Annotated in this window: 14 protein-coding genes; 9 read left to right on the top strand and 5 right to left on the bottom strand. The window is 63.2% G+C overall.

The window, feature by feature from the left end; genetic code table 11:
• Positions 1 to 2 precede the first annotated feature (2 nt).
• Entirely contained in the window at positions 3 to 905 is a 903-nt protein-coding gene (locus ACIGJB_RS20455) for a crotonase/enoyl-CoA hydratase family protein (RefSeq protein ID WP_483734117.1), read from the bottom strand.
• A gap of 156 nt (positions 906 to 1,061) precedes the next feature.
• On the opposite strand from ACIGJB_RS20455, the gene ACIGJB_RS20460 reads away from it, so the two are divergent.
• The gene (locus ACIGJB_RS20460) at positions 1,062 to 1,691 is read left to right on the top strand and encodes a TetR/AcrR family transcriptional regulator (protein ID WP_483734118.1); all 630 of its coding nucleotides are present in this window, start codon (positions 1,062 to 1,064) and stop codon (positions 1,689 to 1,691) included.
• 34 nt (positions 1,692 to 1,725) lie between these two features.
• On the top strand, positions 1,726 to 3,363 hold the full coding sequence (locus ACIGJB_RS20465; RefSeq protein WP_483734119.1) for an AMP-binding protein: 1,638 nt from the start codon (positions 1,726 to 1,728) through the stop codon (positions 3,361 to 3,363).
• Between the two features lie 32 nt (positions 3,364 to 3,395).
• Here ACIGJB_RS20465 and ACIGJB_RS20470 read toward each other — a convergent pair whose 3' ends face one another.
• From ACIGJB_RS20470 to ACIGJB_RS20485, 4 genes are all read right to left on the bottom strand, one after another.
• Complete coding sequence (locus ACIGJB_RS20470) at positions 3,396 to 3,917, bottom strand: DsbA family protein (protein ID WP_483734120.1); 522 nt, start codon at positions 3,915 to 3,917, stop codon at positions 3,396 to 3,398.
• 122 nt (positions 3,918 to 4,039) lie between these two features.
• A complete protein-coding gene (locus ACIGJB_RS20475; RefSeq protein WP_483734121.1) occupies positions 4,040 to 5,341 on the bottom strand; it encodes a type II toxin-antitoxin system HipA family toxin in 1,302 nt (433 codons plus the stop codon).
• The gene (locus ACIGJB_RS20480; protein WP_483734122.1) at positions 5,338 to 5,637 is read right to left on the bottom strand and encodes a helix-turn-helix domain-containing protein; all 300 of its coding nucleotides are present in this window, start codon (positions 5,635 to 5,637) and stop codon (positions 5,338 to 5,340) included. Before ACIGJB_RS20480 ends, ACIGJB_RS20475 begins: the two co-directional genes overlap by 4 nt.
• Before the next feature lie 194 nt (positions 5,638 to 5,831).
• Positions 5,832 to 6,752, bottom strand: coding sequence for a LysR family transcriptional regulator (locus tag ACIGJB_RS20485; RefSeq protein ID WP_483734123.1), 921 nt, complete (start codon positions 6,750 to 6,752; stop codon positions 5,832 to 5,834).
• Positions 6,753 to 6,925: 173 nt separating this feature from the next.
• Here ACIGJB_RS20485 and catA point away from each other — a divergent pair, with 173 nt between their 5' ends.
• From catA to ACIGJB_RS20520, 7 genes are all read left to right on the top strand, one after another.
• A complete protein-coding gene (gene catA, locus ACIGJB_RS20490; RefSeq protein WP_483734124.1) occupies positions 6,926 to 7,861 on the top strand; it encodes a catechol 1,2-dioxygenase in 936 nt (311 codons plus the stop codon).
• A 115-nt stretch (positions 7,862 to 7,976) separates the two neighbouring features.
• Positions 7,977 to 9,335 carry a Rieske 2Fe-2S domain-containing protein gene (locus ACIGJB_RS20495; RefSeq protein ID WP_483734125.1) on the top strand — a complete coding sequence of 453 codons (1,359 nt, stop codon included), beginning with the start codon at positions 7,977 to 7,979 and terminating at the stop codon, positions 9,333 to 9,335.
• Positions 9,332 to 9,820: a benzoate 1,2-dioxygenase small subunit gene (benB, locus tag ACIGJB_RS20500; RefSeq protein WP_483734126.1), complete on the top strand. Its 489-nt coding sequence runs from the start codon at positions 9,332 to 9,334 to the stop codon at positions 9,818 to 9,820. Before ACIGJB_RS20495 ends, benB begins: the two co-directional genes overlap by 4 nt.
• A gap of 38 nt (positions 9,821 to 9,858) precedes the next feature.
• Positions 9,859 to 10,881, top strand: coding sequence for a benzoate 1,2-dioxygenase electron transfer component BenC (gene benC, locus ACIGJB_RS20505; RefSeq protein ID WP_483734127.1), 1,023 nt, complete (start codon positions 9,859 to 9,861; stop codon positions 10,879 to 10,881).
• On the top strand, positions 10,878 to 11,654 hold the full coding sequence (gene benD / locus ACIGJB_RS20510; RefSeq protein ID WP_483734128.1) for a benzoate diol dehydrogenase BenD: 777 nt from the start codon (positions 10,878 to 10,880) through the stop codon (positions 11,652 to 11,654). The genes benC and benD overlap by 4 nt, the downstream gene beginning before the upstream one ends.
• An 82-nt stretch (positions 11,655 to 11,736) precedes the next feature.
• Positions 11,737 to 13,119 (top strand): MFS transporter, encoded by a 1,383-nt coding sequence (locus ACIGJB_RS20515; protein WP_483734129.1) that lies wholly within the window; start codon positions 11,737 to 11,739, stop codon positions 13,117 to 13,119.
• 37 nt (positions 13,120 to 13,156) lie between these two features.
• Entirely contained in the window at positions 13,157 to 14,281 is a 1,125-nt protein-coding gene (locus ACIGJB_RS20520) for a muconate/chloromuconate family cycloisomerase (RefSeq protein ID WP_483734130.1), read from the top strand.
• The last annotated feature ends 3 nt before the right edge of the window (positions 14,282 to 14,284 follow it).

Here is a 14,284-nt window from a genome sequence, read left to right on the forward strand (position 1 = left end):
TCTCATCTGGCGCCTCTGGCTTCAAGCTCCCGGATCAGCGCCCGCGCTTCATCCCCTTCGGGAATCGGCTGGCCGCTGTCGCGCCACTGCACTGCGGCCTTGAAGCCCTCGGCCTGCGCGTAGCGGCGGAACCAGAGCCCTTCGGGGTTGTGCCGCGTGATGCCGTCGAACACGGTCGCCATCATCTGGGACTGCTCAAGTCCCATGGTCAGCATGACCTGGTTGACCACCATCTTGTGCATGGCTAGGTGGCCGCGCGGCACGCCGGCGATACGGTAGACGAGCCGCATCGTCGCGGCTTCCAGCGCGTCACGCGGAACGGCCTCATTGGCCAGGCCCCAGGCGAGCGCAGTGTGCCCGTCGATCGTGTCGCCGGTGAACATCATTTGCTTTGCACGGGCCGGCCCAAGCCGGTAGGTCCACATGGCGGTGGTCGGGCATCCCCAGACCCGGGTTGGCATATAGCCGATGCGCGCGTCGTCGGCCATCACCAGCAGGTCGCAGCACAGGGCGATGTCGCTGCCCCCGGCCACGGCATGGCCATGCACTTTCGCAATGGTGGGCTTGCTGCAGCGCCACAGGCTCATGAAGTCCTCGGTATTGCGCTTCATGTGCGCATAGTCGGCCATCGGGTCCCAGGGGTATGCCTCCTGCTGGCACGGGTGTTCGATGTGCTGTTCCGCCGAGCCGGCGAGGTCGTAGCCGCCACAGAATCCTTTCCCTGCGCCTTCCACCACAATGACATGCACCTCGTCATTGGCTTGCGCCCACTCGACTGCGGCGCGGATCTCTCGCGGGGTGTCGCCATTGATGGCATTGAGCCGCTCCGGGCGGTTCAGCAACAGTCGTGCGATGCGGGGCGAATCCGCATCCTGCTCGATCTTCAAGGTGGAGAAATCCGGCATCTCATGCTCCTTCAGTAAGGATTGATCGGTGGGAAATGCGAGGGCAATCCCTCACACAGTCAACCGTGACTGTATGGAAATCAGGATTGACAGTCAACACTAACTGTCAATAGACTTCGCCCCATGAATGACGCAAAGAACGCTCCAAGGAACGCAATGATGGCCACCGTTGATAGCAAGCCGAATCTGCGCGAAATGTCCCGCCAGGCAACACGGGCCCGGCTGCTTGACGCGGCGGTTGCCTCGCTGATCGAGAGCGGCGTGGCGCGCACCACGACGCTGGAGGTCCAGCGACGCGCCGGCGTGAGCCGCGGCGCGCTGCTCCATCACTTTCCCAATCATGCGCAGATGTTGTGCGAGACCGTCGAAGAACTCGTCCGGCGCAACGAGGCCGCGGTGCGGGAGACGCGCGCGCGCCTCGGGCAGCAGGTCGATCCCGTTGCGCGTGCAGTGCTGACGCTGGCGGCGATCGTCTCGCAGCCGTCTTACATGGCCGAGCTTGAACTATGGGCGGTCGCGCGCACGGATACGGAACTGCGTGCGGCGCTTGGCGTGGCCGAACGCCGTGCGCGCAAGGACGGCGAGCGTGTCGTGTCCGAAGTCTTTGCCCAGGTACGTGACAAGCCCGGATATGCACCCGTGGTGGCCATGACGCTCGAATTCCTGCGCGGCCTTGCCATCTCCGGCGTGCTTCGCCGCAGTCCTGCGCGACGGCAGCAGTTGATTGGCCAATGGATATGGGCCGCAAGGCTTTTGCTCGAGCAGGATTTCCAAGCCGAAGTTTGATCCGCAACCGCAGCATACTGACTGGAGCCAACGCATGACCCGAAAGGACGCATCGCTGACGCAATCGTACTGGCCTGCCGACAAGACCCGCGACGTACTGGCGATATCGATTGGCGAGGCCCTGCGCCGCGCCGCCGAAGCGGAGCCGGACCGCACGGCGCTGGTCGAGGTGGTTCCGGAAGGGATGGCTTCCCTGACCGGCGCCGCCAGTACGGATCGGCGATGGACATACGGGCAGCTGCTTGACGATGCACAGCACTGCGCGCACTGGCTGCTGTCGCATTTCGAGCCGGGCGAGCATGTCTGCCTGTGGGCGCCGAATGTGCCCGAATGGGTCATCCTCCAATACGGTGCCGCGCTGGCCGGGCTGGTGCTGGTGACGGCGAATCCCGCGCTGCGCGAGGACGAGTTGCGCTATGTTCTGCGGCAGTCGCGCTCGGCGGGCCTGATTCATGCGCCGGCGTTTCGCGGTACCGATATGGCTGCGATCGCCCGCAGCGTTGCGCAGGAGGTGCGCTTTAGGTTTTGCCTGGCAGACTGGCAAAGCGTGGTGGCGAGGCACGCCCCCAACGGCACCTTGCCCATCGTCTCGCCGGACGCTCCCGCGCAGATCCAGTTCACCTCCGGCACTACCGGCAGGCCGAAGGGTGCCCTGCTGCACCACATGGGGCTGCTGACAAATGCCAGCTTCGTTGCGGCCCGCACCGGGCTATACCGGAGCGTCAGGGTCAGTCCCATGCCGCTTTTTCACACGGCAGGATCGGGGACCACGGTGCTTGGCTGCCTGACGACCATGTCGACCCTTGTCCTGCCATTGATGTTCGATCCGCCGACCATCCTGCAGGCTGTGCAAAGCGAACGCGCGCAGATGCTGGCCGGCGTGCCGACGATGCACATCGCGCTGCTGGAATATCTGAAGGATCATCCTTATGACGTTTCCAGCCTGCGCATAGCGATGTCCGGCGGCGCACCGGTGCCGCCCGAACTGCTGCGCCGCATCGAGGCCGGGTTCGGATGCGACCTGCTGACGGTCTACGGCCAGACCGAGCTGAGCCCGATCGTCTGCCAGACGGGGCCGGAGGACTCGCTGGAAGACAAGGCCAACACGGCGGGCCGGCCCTTGTGGCACGTCGAAGTCTGCATTGCCGATCCGGCGGGCGAAGAGATACTGCCGACCGGGGTCGAAGGCGAAGTCCAGGCGAGGGGCTATCAAGCCATGATCGGCTACTTCGGCATGCCGGATGCGACCGCTCAAACCATTACCGCCGATGGCTGGTTGCGCACGGGCGACCTCGGAACCATGGACCAGAGGGGCTATGTGCGTATCACGGGGCGCCTGAAAGACATGATCATCCGCGGTGGCGAGAACATCTATCCCGCTGAAGTCGAGGCGCGGCTGCTGGAGCATCCCACCGTATCGGATGTGGCGGTCTTTGGCCTGTCCGACCCGACCTGGGGGGAGATTGTGGCTGCCGCAATCCGCCTGCACGCGGATGCAGTGCCGCCCGCAGCTGCCGAACTGCGTGACCATTGCCGCGCGGCCCTGGCGCCGCAAAAAGCGCCGGAGGCATGGTTCCTGTGCGAGGCATTCCCGCTGACCGGATCCGGCAAGATCCAGAAGTTCCGCTTGCGGGAAAGCGCCGCAGCGGGCGAGCTGAGTCTCATCGCTTGAGATTCAGCGGCTGCCGCGGACGCCCGGCACGGTCATGCGGCCAGTGCCGCATCAATAGCACGCTGCAGCCGCTCCATGCCGAACGTCACGTCCTGCACCATGCCATTGACGAAGAATGACGGCGTGCCGCGCACCAGCCACTGCGCAGCGCCGTGCATGTCGTCGCGGATGTGCGGCAGGTGCGCGTGCGCGGACATGTCCTCGTCATATCGGTCCAGGTCCATGCCAAGCATGCCGGCGTAGTGGCGCAACGCGTCGGGTTTTAGGCCGTCCGGCTTTTCATGCAGCAGGCGGTACATCGGCCAGAACTTCTGCTGCGCGCCTGCCGCTTCCGCGCATTCGGCGGCGGCTTCGGCCGACGGATGCCAGTGCGACATCGGATAGTGGCGATAGACGAAGCGCACCTGCGGACCGTAGTGCTCCATCAGGATCTTCATGGCGCCATAGGCCATGCGGCAATACTCGCACTCGAAATCTCCGTACTCGACGACAGTAACCCTGGCGGTGTCGGGGCCGACTGCATGGTCGGCGGCCGTGATGGCGACGTCTGGCATAAGGCGCTCCGGTACGTGGGCGGGCGGCCCGGGATTTTTCAGTTTAGGCGCAGACGGGGCTCAGGCGTGGGTGGGTCGATTGCGATCGCGACACGTCCAGTTCGACCTGTCACCCCCGCACCTCACGTTCTTGCGAGCGCAACCCCGCCCGCGATACGCTCCAGCACCGACCTGCCGACCGCGGCAGGGGCTTCAGCGAGAATCTTCGGCCACAGTGACTTGGCATCGCGAACGGTGTCCTTGGCGATTTTCGTCAGGCGGGAGGCGCGGGCTAGCCCTGCGGAACGGAACAGGTTCTCAAGGCTATCGAGTGAGAACTCCCGCAACGTTTTATCGATCGCTCGATTGATCCCGTAGTCTGTGACCGGAACATCGTCGAAGAATGCTGTCACGCAGACGGGGTCATAGAGCGGTGCGAGCACGGGGATTCGACCGTCCGGATAAACCACCGCCCAATTTTTCAGATGGGCATCGGTGTTTCCCATCAGGATAAATGCCACGAACCGTTTGCAGAACTCCTGGACATCCTGGGCTGGGCGACCCGACACGGCATCCAGGACGCGCACCATGTTGCCGTAATCGGCATTCAGCTCACGGCCATATTTCTTGCTGGTCGGATAGCCAAGTATCTGTGCAAATTCCTCCATGTGAATGCGATGCCCGCCAGGGGCGCGGTCGAATCGCTTGACCGCGAGGATGCGATCGAACGGAATGTGTTCCGGCAGCTCCGCTTCCTCGCGGGTAATGATCGTCGCTTCCGCGCAGCTGATCCCCAACGCCTGGCAGAGGCGGTAACCGGTAAATTCGTTCTCGACCAGGTCCGGGTGCCGCGTGGACGGAAGCTTGAGGATAAAGTCGCCCGCCTCGCCGCGGCGCTTGACGACGTAGCGGCGGCCATGCTGGACAGCGGAGAACTTTGTCACGACGCCGGGCAGCGCTGCCGCATCCTCGACGGGATCCTCGACAAAGCCCGGTTCGAGGACGTCCAACCCTTGGGCTGTGTGCCAGTTGCGCACGACGTCGGGGATGCCTTCCGACGGCGGCACAGGCTCGACCTCGATTGCGCCGGGCAGGTCATGTCCGGCTGCCGCCAGCAATTCGAACTCGTTGTCCGGGCTGCAGCCGCGTTCATTCGCCAAGCGCGTGCGATTGGCACCTTCGGGCAGGAGATTCTCGAAATAGACCGGCCAGTGACCGTCCGTGCGAACCACGCGCGCATCTCGCGTTGCAGTGAGAATGGCTCGGGTTGCCGCCTCGTTCGCGCCCTGATAGATCAGGGACAAGGTCGGCCGACTCGCGTCGTCGATATAGTCCTTGTCGAACGATACCCGCAGGATGTCGCCGTATTGGGACAGATACCCAATGCCGCGGCGGCCTTGCGGCGTGTGGATAAGCATCCGGAGGTAACGGATCGAAGTCGTCATCTCGAAGTGATCGTGTCGATGATCGAGGGCGGGGCATCGCTACCGGCAGGCTGCCCGAGGAACCGCCCGCCCGAGCGCACGAAATTTTCGAGATCCTGACGCAAGATGGTTGGCACCAGCATGACGTCCATTCCCAGCGCTCGCGCCATCTCGACTACCGTCGAAATGCGCGGGTCGAACTCCGCCGTCTCGGTCCTTAGCACGGTGTTTCGGTTCAATCCCGCCTTGTCGGCAAGTTGTTGCTGCGTGAGGCCAGAGGCCTTGCGAGCCGCAGTGAGTTCAGTCTGGAGGCTCATGCCGCTCTCCTTGTGCTTTTTGATCAGAATGCACAAAGAGAGTAGCACAAACGACGGCTACTCGCTGAACAGCATTCCAGCCAGTGGCGTCAGCGAAAAATATCTAATATGAGGGGCATTTCGAGAAGAATGCCCAGTATAAGGGGCATACCATTTTACTTAAAGTGCTATATAGCGCATAAATGACTCATACCTTAGCCCAAGTCCGTTCGAGCCACATACGGAATCTGCTCTTCTTCGTAGAGCCGATAGATCAGGTCGAGCATTTCCCTGATATCGCGCGACTCGTCCATCGCGCGCATGCTCATGATGATCGGCGAGGTGAGGGTCGGGTCATCGAGTTCCATGTAGCTCACGTCGTCGCGCTTGAGCCCATAGACACTGCTCGGCACGACGGAGATCCCTTCTCCTGCCGCGACCAGCCCCAAAGCAATCTGCAACTCACGCACGTCATAAACGCGCCGGGGCGTCAGCGCGCGCTCCTGGAACGCCGACAGGACCTGGTCCGCAAAGCTGGGCCGCGGCGCCTTCGGGAACACGATCAGTGTTTCGTAGATCAGGTCCCGCAGCGAGAGCTGCGGCTTGGACAGCGAGAGCGGATGACCAACGGGGAGGGCCACGATCATCTTTTCCTCGCGCAGGATGACCCGGCGGATATTCGCGTCCTCGTGCCGGATGCGGCCGAACCCGACATCGATGCGTCCGTCCTTCAATGCGCGGATCTGGTCCATGGTCGACATTTCGTGCAGGCTGAGCTCGACCGCTTTGTTTTCGTCGCGGAAGCGACGGATGATCTTTGGCAGCATGCCGTAGAGCGTCGAACCGACGAAGCCGACAGACAGGCTGCGCTCGATGTTGCCCACGCGCCGCGTCATCGATTCCAGTTCGCTGGTCTGCGCGAGCAGGTGGACCGCGTGCGAATAAAAGAACTTGCCGGTCTCGGTGAGCTTGAGCGGACGGGAGTTCCGCTCGAACAGCTGCACGCCGAGTGCCTCTTCGAGCTGCTGTATCTGCCGGCTGAGCGGTGGCTGGGCGATATGGAGCCGTTTTGCGGCGCGCGTGAAGTTGCGCTCTTCCGCGACGGCGACGAAGTAGCGGAGATGCCGTAGCTCCATACAATACCTCCTGGATATAGCCTGATACTAAAACGGTGTTGGACTGACGCGTTTTACGACTCTATTCTGCATTCAAGCTCAGTTTCAGCGGCAAATTATACCTTCTGGGTAGATTAAGACCGACTTGAAATGAGGGTTAACCCCAGCAAAAACACAGACAGCTAGGAGCAGACATGAGTGCCAAGGTATTCGACGCGAAGGAAGTGCAGGACCTGTTGAAGGCCGCCGCCAATCTGGGCAGCAACGAGGGCAACGCTCGTACCAAGCAGATCACGCATCGTGTGCTGAGCGACCTGTTCAAGGCCATCGACGACCTTGACATGACCCCCGACGAAGTGTGGGTCGGCGTGAATTACTTCAACAAGCTCGGCCAGGATGGCGAGGCGGCCCTGCTGGCCGCTGGTCTGGGTCTGGAGAAGTATCTCGACATCCGCATGGATGCCCAGGACCGCGAAGCCGATATCCACGGCGGCACGCCGCGCACGATTGAAGGACCGCTGTATGTGGCCGGTGCACCGGTGCGTGACGGCGTCTCCCGGATCGATCTCAATGCTGACGAAGATGCGGGCCCGCTGGTCATCCGTGGCACCGTGACCGGACCGGACGGCAAGCCCGTGGCCGATGCGGTGGTCGAATGCTGGCACGCCAATTCGAAGGGCTTCTACTCGCACTTCGACCCGACCGGCGCGCAAGACGATTTCAACCTGCGCGGCGCGGTGAAGACCGGGGCCGACGGCAAGTATGAATTCCGCACGCTGATGCCCGTCGGCTACGGCTGCCCGCCGCAGGGTGCCACGCAACAGCTGCTTGACGCGATGGCCCGCCACGGCAACCGCCCGGCGCACGTGCACTTCTTCGTCACGAGCGACAAGACCCGCAAGCTCACGACGCAGATCAACATCGAAGGCGACCCGCTGATCTGGGATGACTTCGCCTACGCCACGCGTGAAGAGCTGGTGCCGCATGTGGTCGAAAAGACCGGCGGCGCAGCGCTCGGCCTCAAGGCCGACGCGTACAAGGAAATCGAGTTCAACATCGCGTTGACTCCGCTGGTGCAGGGCAAGGACAACCAGCTTGTGAATCGCCCGCGCGTCGCCGCCACGGCGTAAGCCGCTGTAAGCCTCGCCCCGGCGGCCTCTCTCGCAGGCCGCCCAACTCTCCGCACGAACTATCTGAACCGATGCCACAGGCTTCCCCCGGGAAGCCTGCATAGGGAGACGACTCATGTCCGCAACACTCGACAAAGCACGACAACTGGACGATCTGCTGAGCAATGCCGTCCAGGATGACAAGGAAAATGGCGTCTTCCGCTGCCGCCGTGACATCTTTACCAACGCCGATCTGTACGAACTCGAGATGAAGCACATCTTCGAGCGCAACTGGGTCTACCTGGCGCATGAAAGCCAGGTTCCCAACAACAACGATTACTACACCACGTGGATCGGTCGCCAGCCGATCGTCATCACGCGTGACAAGACCGGCGAACTGCATGCGGTGATCAATGCCTGCGCCCACAAGGGCGCCATGCTGTGCCGTCGCAAGCACGGCAACAAGGGCAGCTTCACTTGCCCGTTCCACGGCTGGACGTTCTCGAATGCCGGCAAGCTGCTGAAGGTCAAGGACGAGAAGACCACCGAATATCCGGTGCAGTTCAACAAGCAGGGCTCGCACGACCTGAAGAAGGTGGCGCGCTTCCAGAACTACCGCGGCTTCCTGTTCGGCAGCCTGAGCGAAGACGTGATGCCGCTCGAGGACTACCTCGGCGAAACGAAGGTCATCATCGACCAGATCGTCTCGCAAGCACCGGAAGGCCTCGAAGTGCTGCGCGGCAACTCTTCCTACATCTACGACGGCAACTGGAAGATGCAGATGGAAAATGGCTGCGACGGCTATCACGTCAGCACCGTGCACTGGAACTACGCCGCCACCATGGGCCGCCGCAAGGTCGAAGGCACCAAGGCCGTCGATGCCAACGGCTGGAGCAAGTCGATCGCCGGCGTGTATGGCTTCGAGCATGGCCACATCCTGCTGTGGACCAACACGATGAACCCTGAAGTCCGCCCGGTTTATCAGCATCGCGACGAGATCGCCGCGCGTGTCGGCGAAGACAAGGCGAACTACATCGTGAACCAGACACGCAACCTGTGCCTGTATCCGAACGTGTTCCTGATGGACCAGTTCAGCACGCAGATCCGCGTGGTCCGCCCGATCAGTGTCGACAAGACTGAAGTCAACATCTTCTGCTTCGCCCCGAAGGGCGAAAGCGCCGAAAGCCGCGCCATCCGCATTCGCCAGTACGAAGATTTCTTCAACGTCTCGGGCATGGGCACCAGCGACGACCTTGAAGAATTCCGCGCGTGCCAGGCGGGCTACGCCAACACCACGACGATGTGGAACGACATGTCGCGTGGCGCACCGCTGTGGGTCCACGGACCGGACGAGAACGCCAAAGGCATGGGTTTGAACCCGCTCATCTCGGGCGAGCGAAGTGAAGACGAAGGGCTCTTCGTGGTGCAACACGAATACTGGAGGCAGGTCATGCGTGAAGCCCTGCGCAAGGAACAGGCGGAGGCGGCGGTATGAACATCGACTACCAAACCATCTGCCAGGCGCTCTATCAGGAAGCGCGCTTTCTCGATGACCGCCAATGGGACGAGTGGCTGGCCTGCTACGCGGAAGACGTCACCTACTGGATGCCGGCGTGGGACGACGATGACCAGCTTACCCAGGACCCGCAAAGCCAGATCTCACTGATGTACTACCCGGACCGCGGCGGCCTGGAAGACCGGGTGTTCCGCATCCGGACAGAGCGCAGCAGCGCGTCGATGCCGGAACCGCGCACCAGCCACAACGTCACCAATGTCGAAGTGCTGGCGCAGCGCGAGGAAGAAGTCGACATTCGCTACAACTTCAACACGCTGAGCCATCGCTACAGGGTGACAGACCAGTACTTCGGAACGGTCTATCTCACCTTGCGGAGGGTGGGCGACCGCTTGCTGATTTCGAGCAAGAAGATCGCGCTCAAGAATGACTACATCCGCCAGGTGCTCGACGTCTACCACGTCTGAGGCTACGGGTCGGAATGAGAACGGACGCAGGAGGCAATATGTCCAGCTACAACATCGCACTGAATTTTGAAGACGGCGTCACCCGCTTTGTCGAATGCAAGGCCGGCGAGAAGGTCCTCGACGCCGCGTTTCGCGCCAAGATCAACCTGCCGATGGATTGCTCCGACGGCGTCTGCGGCACCTGTAAATGCCGCGCCGAGAGCGGCAGCTACGACCTCGGCGATGACTACATCGAGGACGCGCTGAACGACGACGAGAAAGCCAGCGGGCTCGTGCTGACGTGCCAGATGGTGCCGCAGAGCGATTGCGTCATCGCCGTGCCGGCGTCGTCCACAGTGTGCAAGACCGAACAAAGCAAGTTTGCCGCGACGGTCACCAAGGTCGAGCAGCACAATGATGCGGCCGTAGTGCTTGAACTGGACGTGGACAGCATTCCTCCGGTCTTCCTCGCCGGCCAGTATGTGAACATCGACGTTCCCGGTAGCGGGGCGCACCGCTCGTATTCGTTCTCGTCCGCGCCGGGTGCCTCGAAGATCAGCTTCCTGATCAAGAAGATTGCCGGCGGTGTGATGAGCACCTGGCTTGAATCGGCGCAGCCGGGACACAAGGTGCAGCTGACTGGCCCGCTGGGCAGCTTCTACCTTCGGGCCGTGGAGCGTCCGCTGCTGTTCCTGGCGGGCGGCACGGGCCTCGCGCCGTTCCTGTCGATGCTGGAAGTGCTGGTGCGCGCGAACTCGCAGCAGAAGGTGCATCTGATCTACGGCGTGACACGAGACCTCGACCTGGTCCAGGTCGATGCGATCGAGGCCTACGTCGCGAAGTTGCCGAACTTCACGTTCAGCACCGTGGTCGCCGAAGCGGAATCGAGCCATCCGCGCAAGGGCTGGGTCACCCAGCATATGCCGGCGGAATGCCTGAACGACGGGGATGTCGACGTGTACCTGTGCGGACCGCCGCCGATGGTCGACGCCGTGCGCAAGCATTTCGATGACAACGGCGTGAAGCCCAACAGCTTCCACTACGAGAAGTTCACGCCCAACGCCGTTGCGGTGACCGCATGAACGCCCGCCGATTCGAAGGCAAGGTGATGGTCGTCACCGGCGCGGCGCAGGGTATCGGCCGTGGCGTGGCGCTGCGCGCCGCGGCGGAAGGTGCCAGCGTCCTGTTCGTCGATCGCGCCGACTTCGTCCGCGAGGTCGCTGCGGAAGCTGTCGGGGCCGACACCGCCGGCTTCATTGCCGACATGGAGACCTATGAAGGCGCGGCCGCCACGATGGCCTTGGCGGTGGAGAAGTTTGGCCGCATCGATATTCTGGTCAACGGCGTGGGCGGGGCCATCCGGATGCGGCCCTATGCCGAGTTCGAGCCGGCGCAGATCGACGCGGAAATCCGCCGCTCGCTCATGCCTACGCTGTACGCCTGCCACGCGGTCCTTCCGCACATGCTGGCGCAGGGAGGCGGAACCATCGTGAATATCTCCTCGAATGCCACGCGCGGCATCCGACGCGTTCCGTACTCGGCTGCCAAGGGCGGCGTCAACGCGATGACCCAGTCGCTGGCCATGGAATATGGCGAGCACAACATCCGCGTGGTCGCCGCAGCGCCCGGTGGCACCGAGGCGCCGCCACGGCGCGTGCCGCGCAACGCGGCGGGAGACAGCGAGCAGGAGAAAGCGTGGATGAGCGAGGCGGTGAAGCAGGTTGCCGAGTCGACCTTTTTCAAACGGTACGGCACGCTGGACGAACAGATCGCGCCGATTCTCTTCCTTGCCTCGGACGAAGCCGGCTACATCACAGGCGCGGTGCTGCCGGTTGCGGGCGGCGACAACGGCTAAAGCTCATAAAAGAAGCAGGCGCGGCCGGCTGCATTCAGCCTGGCCGCCGCGGCCATCCAAAAAACGACAACGGAGACAAAACATGCGACACATTGACGTCCACAAGCTGGCGGACGACGCGCGCTTCAACAGATTCCACGCGGGCCTGCTGTTCTGGTGCGCGCTCATCATCATCTTTGACGGCTACGACCTTGCCGTGGTGGGCATTGCGCTGCCCTCGATCATGAAAGACATGGGCGTAGACGCGACCCGTGCAGGTTTCATGGTCAGTTCGGCCCTGTTCGGCATGATGTTCGGCGCGGTAATCATGGGCACCGTCGCCGACCGCATCGGCCGGCCCAAGGCCATTGCCATCTGCATCGCGCTGTTCAGCGTGTTTACGGCCGCGGCGGGCATGACGCATGATCCGGTCTCGTTCAGCGTGACACGCTTCTTTGCCGGACTCGGCATCGGCGGCGTGATGCCCAACGTCGTCGCACAGATGACCGAGTTTTCGCCGCGCAAGATCCGCGGCACGATGGTCACGCTCATGTTCAGCGGGTACTCCGTGGGCGGGATGCTGGCCGCATTGATGGGCAAGTCCCTGATCGAGACGTACGGCTGGCAATCGGTGTTCCTGGCCGCCAGCGCGCCCGTGCTCATCATCCCTGCCGTGCTGAAGCTGATGCCGGAGTCATTGCCGTTCCTGATCCAGCGGAATCGCCTGGACACGCTGAAGGCCGTCCTGGTCAAGATGGTCCCCGCCTACCGCGCTCAGGCCTCGGACCGGTTCGACTTGCCGCAGGCCGAGAAAGGGACCAGCGCACCCATCAGCATGCTGTTCCGTGACGGGCGCGGCTTCAGCACCGTGATGCTGTGGGTTGCCTTCTTCATGTGCCTGTTCATGGTCTATGCCTTGAGCTCCTGGCTCACCAAGCTCATGGCGGGCGCAGGCTATAGCCTCGGCTCCGCATTGACTTTCGTGCTGGTGTTGAACTTTGGCGCGATGGGCGGCGCCATCGGTGGCGGTTGGCTCGCGGACAGGTTCAATATCAAGTACGTGCTGGTGGGCATGTACGCGCTGGCTGCGGTCTCCATCACGCTGCTTGGTTTCAGGATGCCGACCGAGGCCTTGTTCTTCGTGGTCGCGCTGGCCGGCGCCTCAACCATCGGCACGCAGATCGTGACCTACGCCTATGCCGGGCAGTTCTATCCGGCGACGGTGCGGGGCACGGGCATTGGCTGGGCCTCCGGTGTCGGCCGCAGCGGCGCCATCCTCGCGCCCATCGTCATCGGCGTGCTGGTCAGCCTGTCCCTGCCGCTCCAGCAGAATTTCGCCGCGATGGCAGTGCCTGCGGTCATCGCCGTGCTGGCTGTCCTGCTGATCGACCACCAGCGCTCGGCGTCGGTCATCGAAGGCAAGGCGGTCCAGGCCACAACGGATGACCGGGCCATCGTTGCGCGCGTCCAGCAGCGCAGCTCATGACGTCGTCCAACCCATACATCCACTGTATCGAGAAGCTATGACAGCCACGATTACCTCGGTCGAAGCCATCCTGGTCGACCTGCCCACCATCCGGGCCCATCAACTGGCCATGGCCACCATGCAGCAGCAGACGCTGGTGATCGTGCGGCTGCGCTGCAGCGACGGCATCGAGGGCATCGGCGAGGCCACCACCATCGGCGGCTTGTCGTATGGCGACGAGAGTCCCGAAGGCATCAAGCTGGCCATCGACACTTACCTGGCGCCTGCGCTGGTGGGTGAGGATGCCACCAACGTGCACGCGGCGATGGCCCGCCTGAACAAGATCGCGCGGGGCAATCGCTTTGCCAAGTCGGCGCTGGAAACCGCGCTGCTCGATGCACAGGGCAAGCGCCTGGGCGTGCCACTCGCCACGTTGCTTGGGGGCGCAGTGCGCGCCACGCTGCCGGTGCTGTGGACGCTGGCCAGCGGCGATACCGCGAAGGACATCGACGAAGCCGAGCGCCTGCTGGCCGAGCGCCGTCACAACACCTTCAAGCTCAAGATCGGCCGGCGCAGCGTGCGCGACGACGTGGCGCACGTGTCGGCGATCAAGCGCGCGCTCGGTGACCGGGCGCGTGTGACCGTGGACATCAACCAGGCCTGGAACGAGGCCGATGCCGCTGGCGGCATCGCCATGCTCGAAGCCGCGGGCATCGACCTGATCGAGCAGCCCACGCCGCGCGAGCAGCGCACGGCGCTGGCGCGGCTGGCGGCGCGCTTCGTGGTGCCCATCATGGCCGACGAAGCCGTGTGCGGGCCCGAGGATGCGATGGAACTCGCGCGCATCGGCGGCGCCGACGTGTTCGCGCTGAAGATCGCCAAGTCGGGCGGCATCTTCGGCATGCTGCGCACGGCCGCCGTCGGCGATGCCGCGGGCATCGCGCTGTATGGCGGCACGATGCTCGAGGGCAGCGTGGGCACGATTGCCGCGGCGCATGGCTTCTGCACGCTGCCGCAGCTGGCGTGGGGCACGGAGCTGTTTGGCCCGCTGCTGCTGAAGGATGACATCGTGGTCGAGCGGCCCACCTACCGCGACTTCAGCCTCCATCTGCCGGAAGGCCCGGGGCTGGGCCTTGCGCTTGATGAAGACAAGCTCGCGCACTACCGGCGCAAGAACGCCTGAAGG

The organism is Cupriavidus sp. C2SS-8b (assembly GCF_057073745.1).

Excerpts from the sequence above, each read along its gene's own strand:
- catA (WP_483734124.1), top strand. The coding sequence starts at position 6,926 with ATGAGTGCCAAGGTATTCGACGCGAAGGAAGTGCAGGACCTGTTGAAG.
- ACIGJB_RS20475 (WP_483734121.1), bottom strand. The coding sequence starts at position 5,341 with ATGACGACTTCGATCCGTTACCTCCGGATGCTTATCCACACGCCGCAA.
- ACIGJB_RS20460 (WP_483734118.1), top strand. The coding sequence starts at position 1,062 with ATGATGGCCACCGTTGATAGCAAGCCGAATCTGCGCGAAATGTCCCGC.
- benD (WP_483734128.1), top strand. The coding sequence starts at position 10,878 with ATGAACGCCCGCCGATTCGAAGGCAAGGTGATGGTCGTCACCGGCGCG.
- ACIGJB_RS20480 (WP_483734122.1), bottom strand. The coding sequence starts at position 5,637 with ATGAGCCTCCAGACTGAACTCACTGCGGCTCGCAAGGCCTCTGGCCTC.
- benB (WP_483734126.1), top strand. The coding sequence starts at position 9,332 with ATGAACATCGACTACCAAACCATCTGCCAGGCGCTCTATCAGGAAGCG.
- ACIGJB_RS20455 (WP_483734117.1), bottom strand. The coding sequence starts at position 905 with ATGCCGGATTTCTCCACCTTGAAGATCGAGCAGGATGCGGATTCGCCC.
- ACIGJB_RS20465 (WP_483734119.1), top strand. The coding sequence starts at position 1,726 with ATGACCCGAAAGGACGCATCGCTGACGCAATCGTACTGGCCTGCCGAC.
- ACIGJB_RS20515 (WP_483734129.1), top strand. The coding sequence starts at position 11,737 with ATGCGACACATTGACGTCCACAAGCTGGCGGACGACGCGCGCTTCAAC.
- ACIGJB_RS20485 (WP_483734123.1), bottom strand. The coding sequence starts at position 6,752 with ATGGAGCTACGGCATCTCCGCTACTTCGTCGCCGTCGCGGAAGAGCGC.
- ACIGJB_RS20470 (WP_483734120.1), bottom strand. The coding sequence starts at position 3,917 with ATGCCAGACGTCGCCATCACGGCCGCCGACCATGCAGTCGGCCCCGAC.
- benC (WP_483734127.1), top strand. The coding sequence starts at position 9,859 with ATGTCCAGCTACAACATCGCACTGAATTTTGAAGACGGCGTCACCCGC.
- ACIGJB_RS20495 (WP_483734125.1), top strand. The coding sequence starts at position 7,977 with ATGTCCGCAACACTCGACAAAGCACGACAACTGGACGATCTGCTGAGC.
- ACIGJB_RS20520 (WP_483734130.1), top strand. The coding sequence starts at position 13,157 with ATGACAGCCACGATTACCTCGGTCGAAGCCATCCTGGTCGACCTGCCC.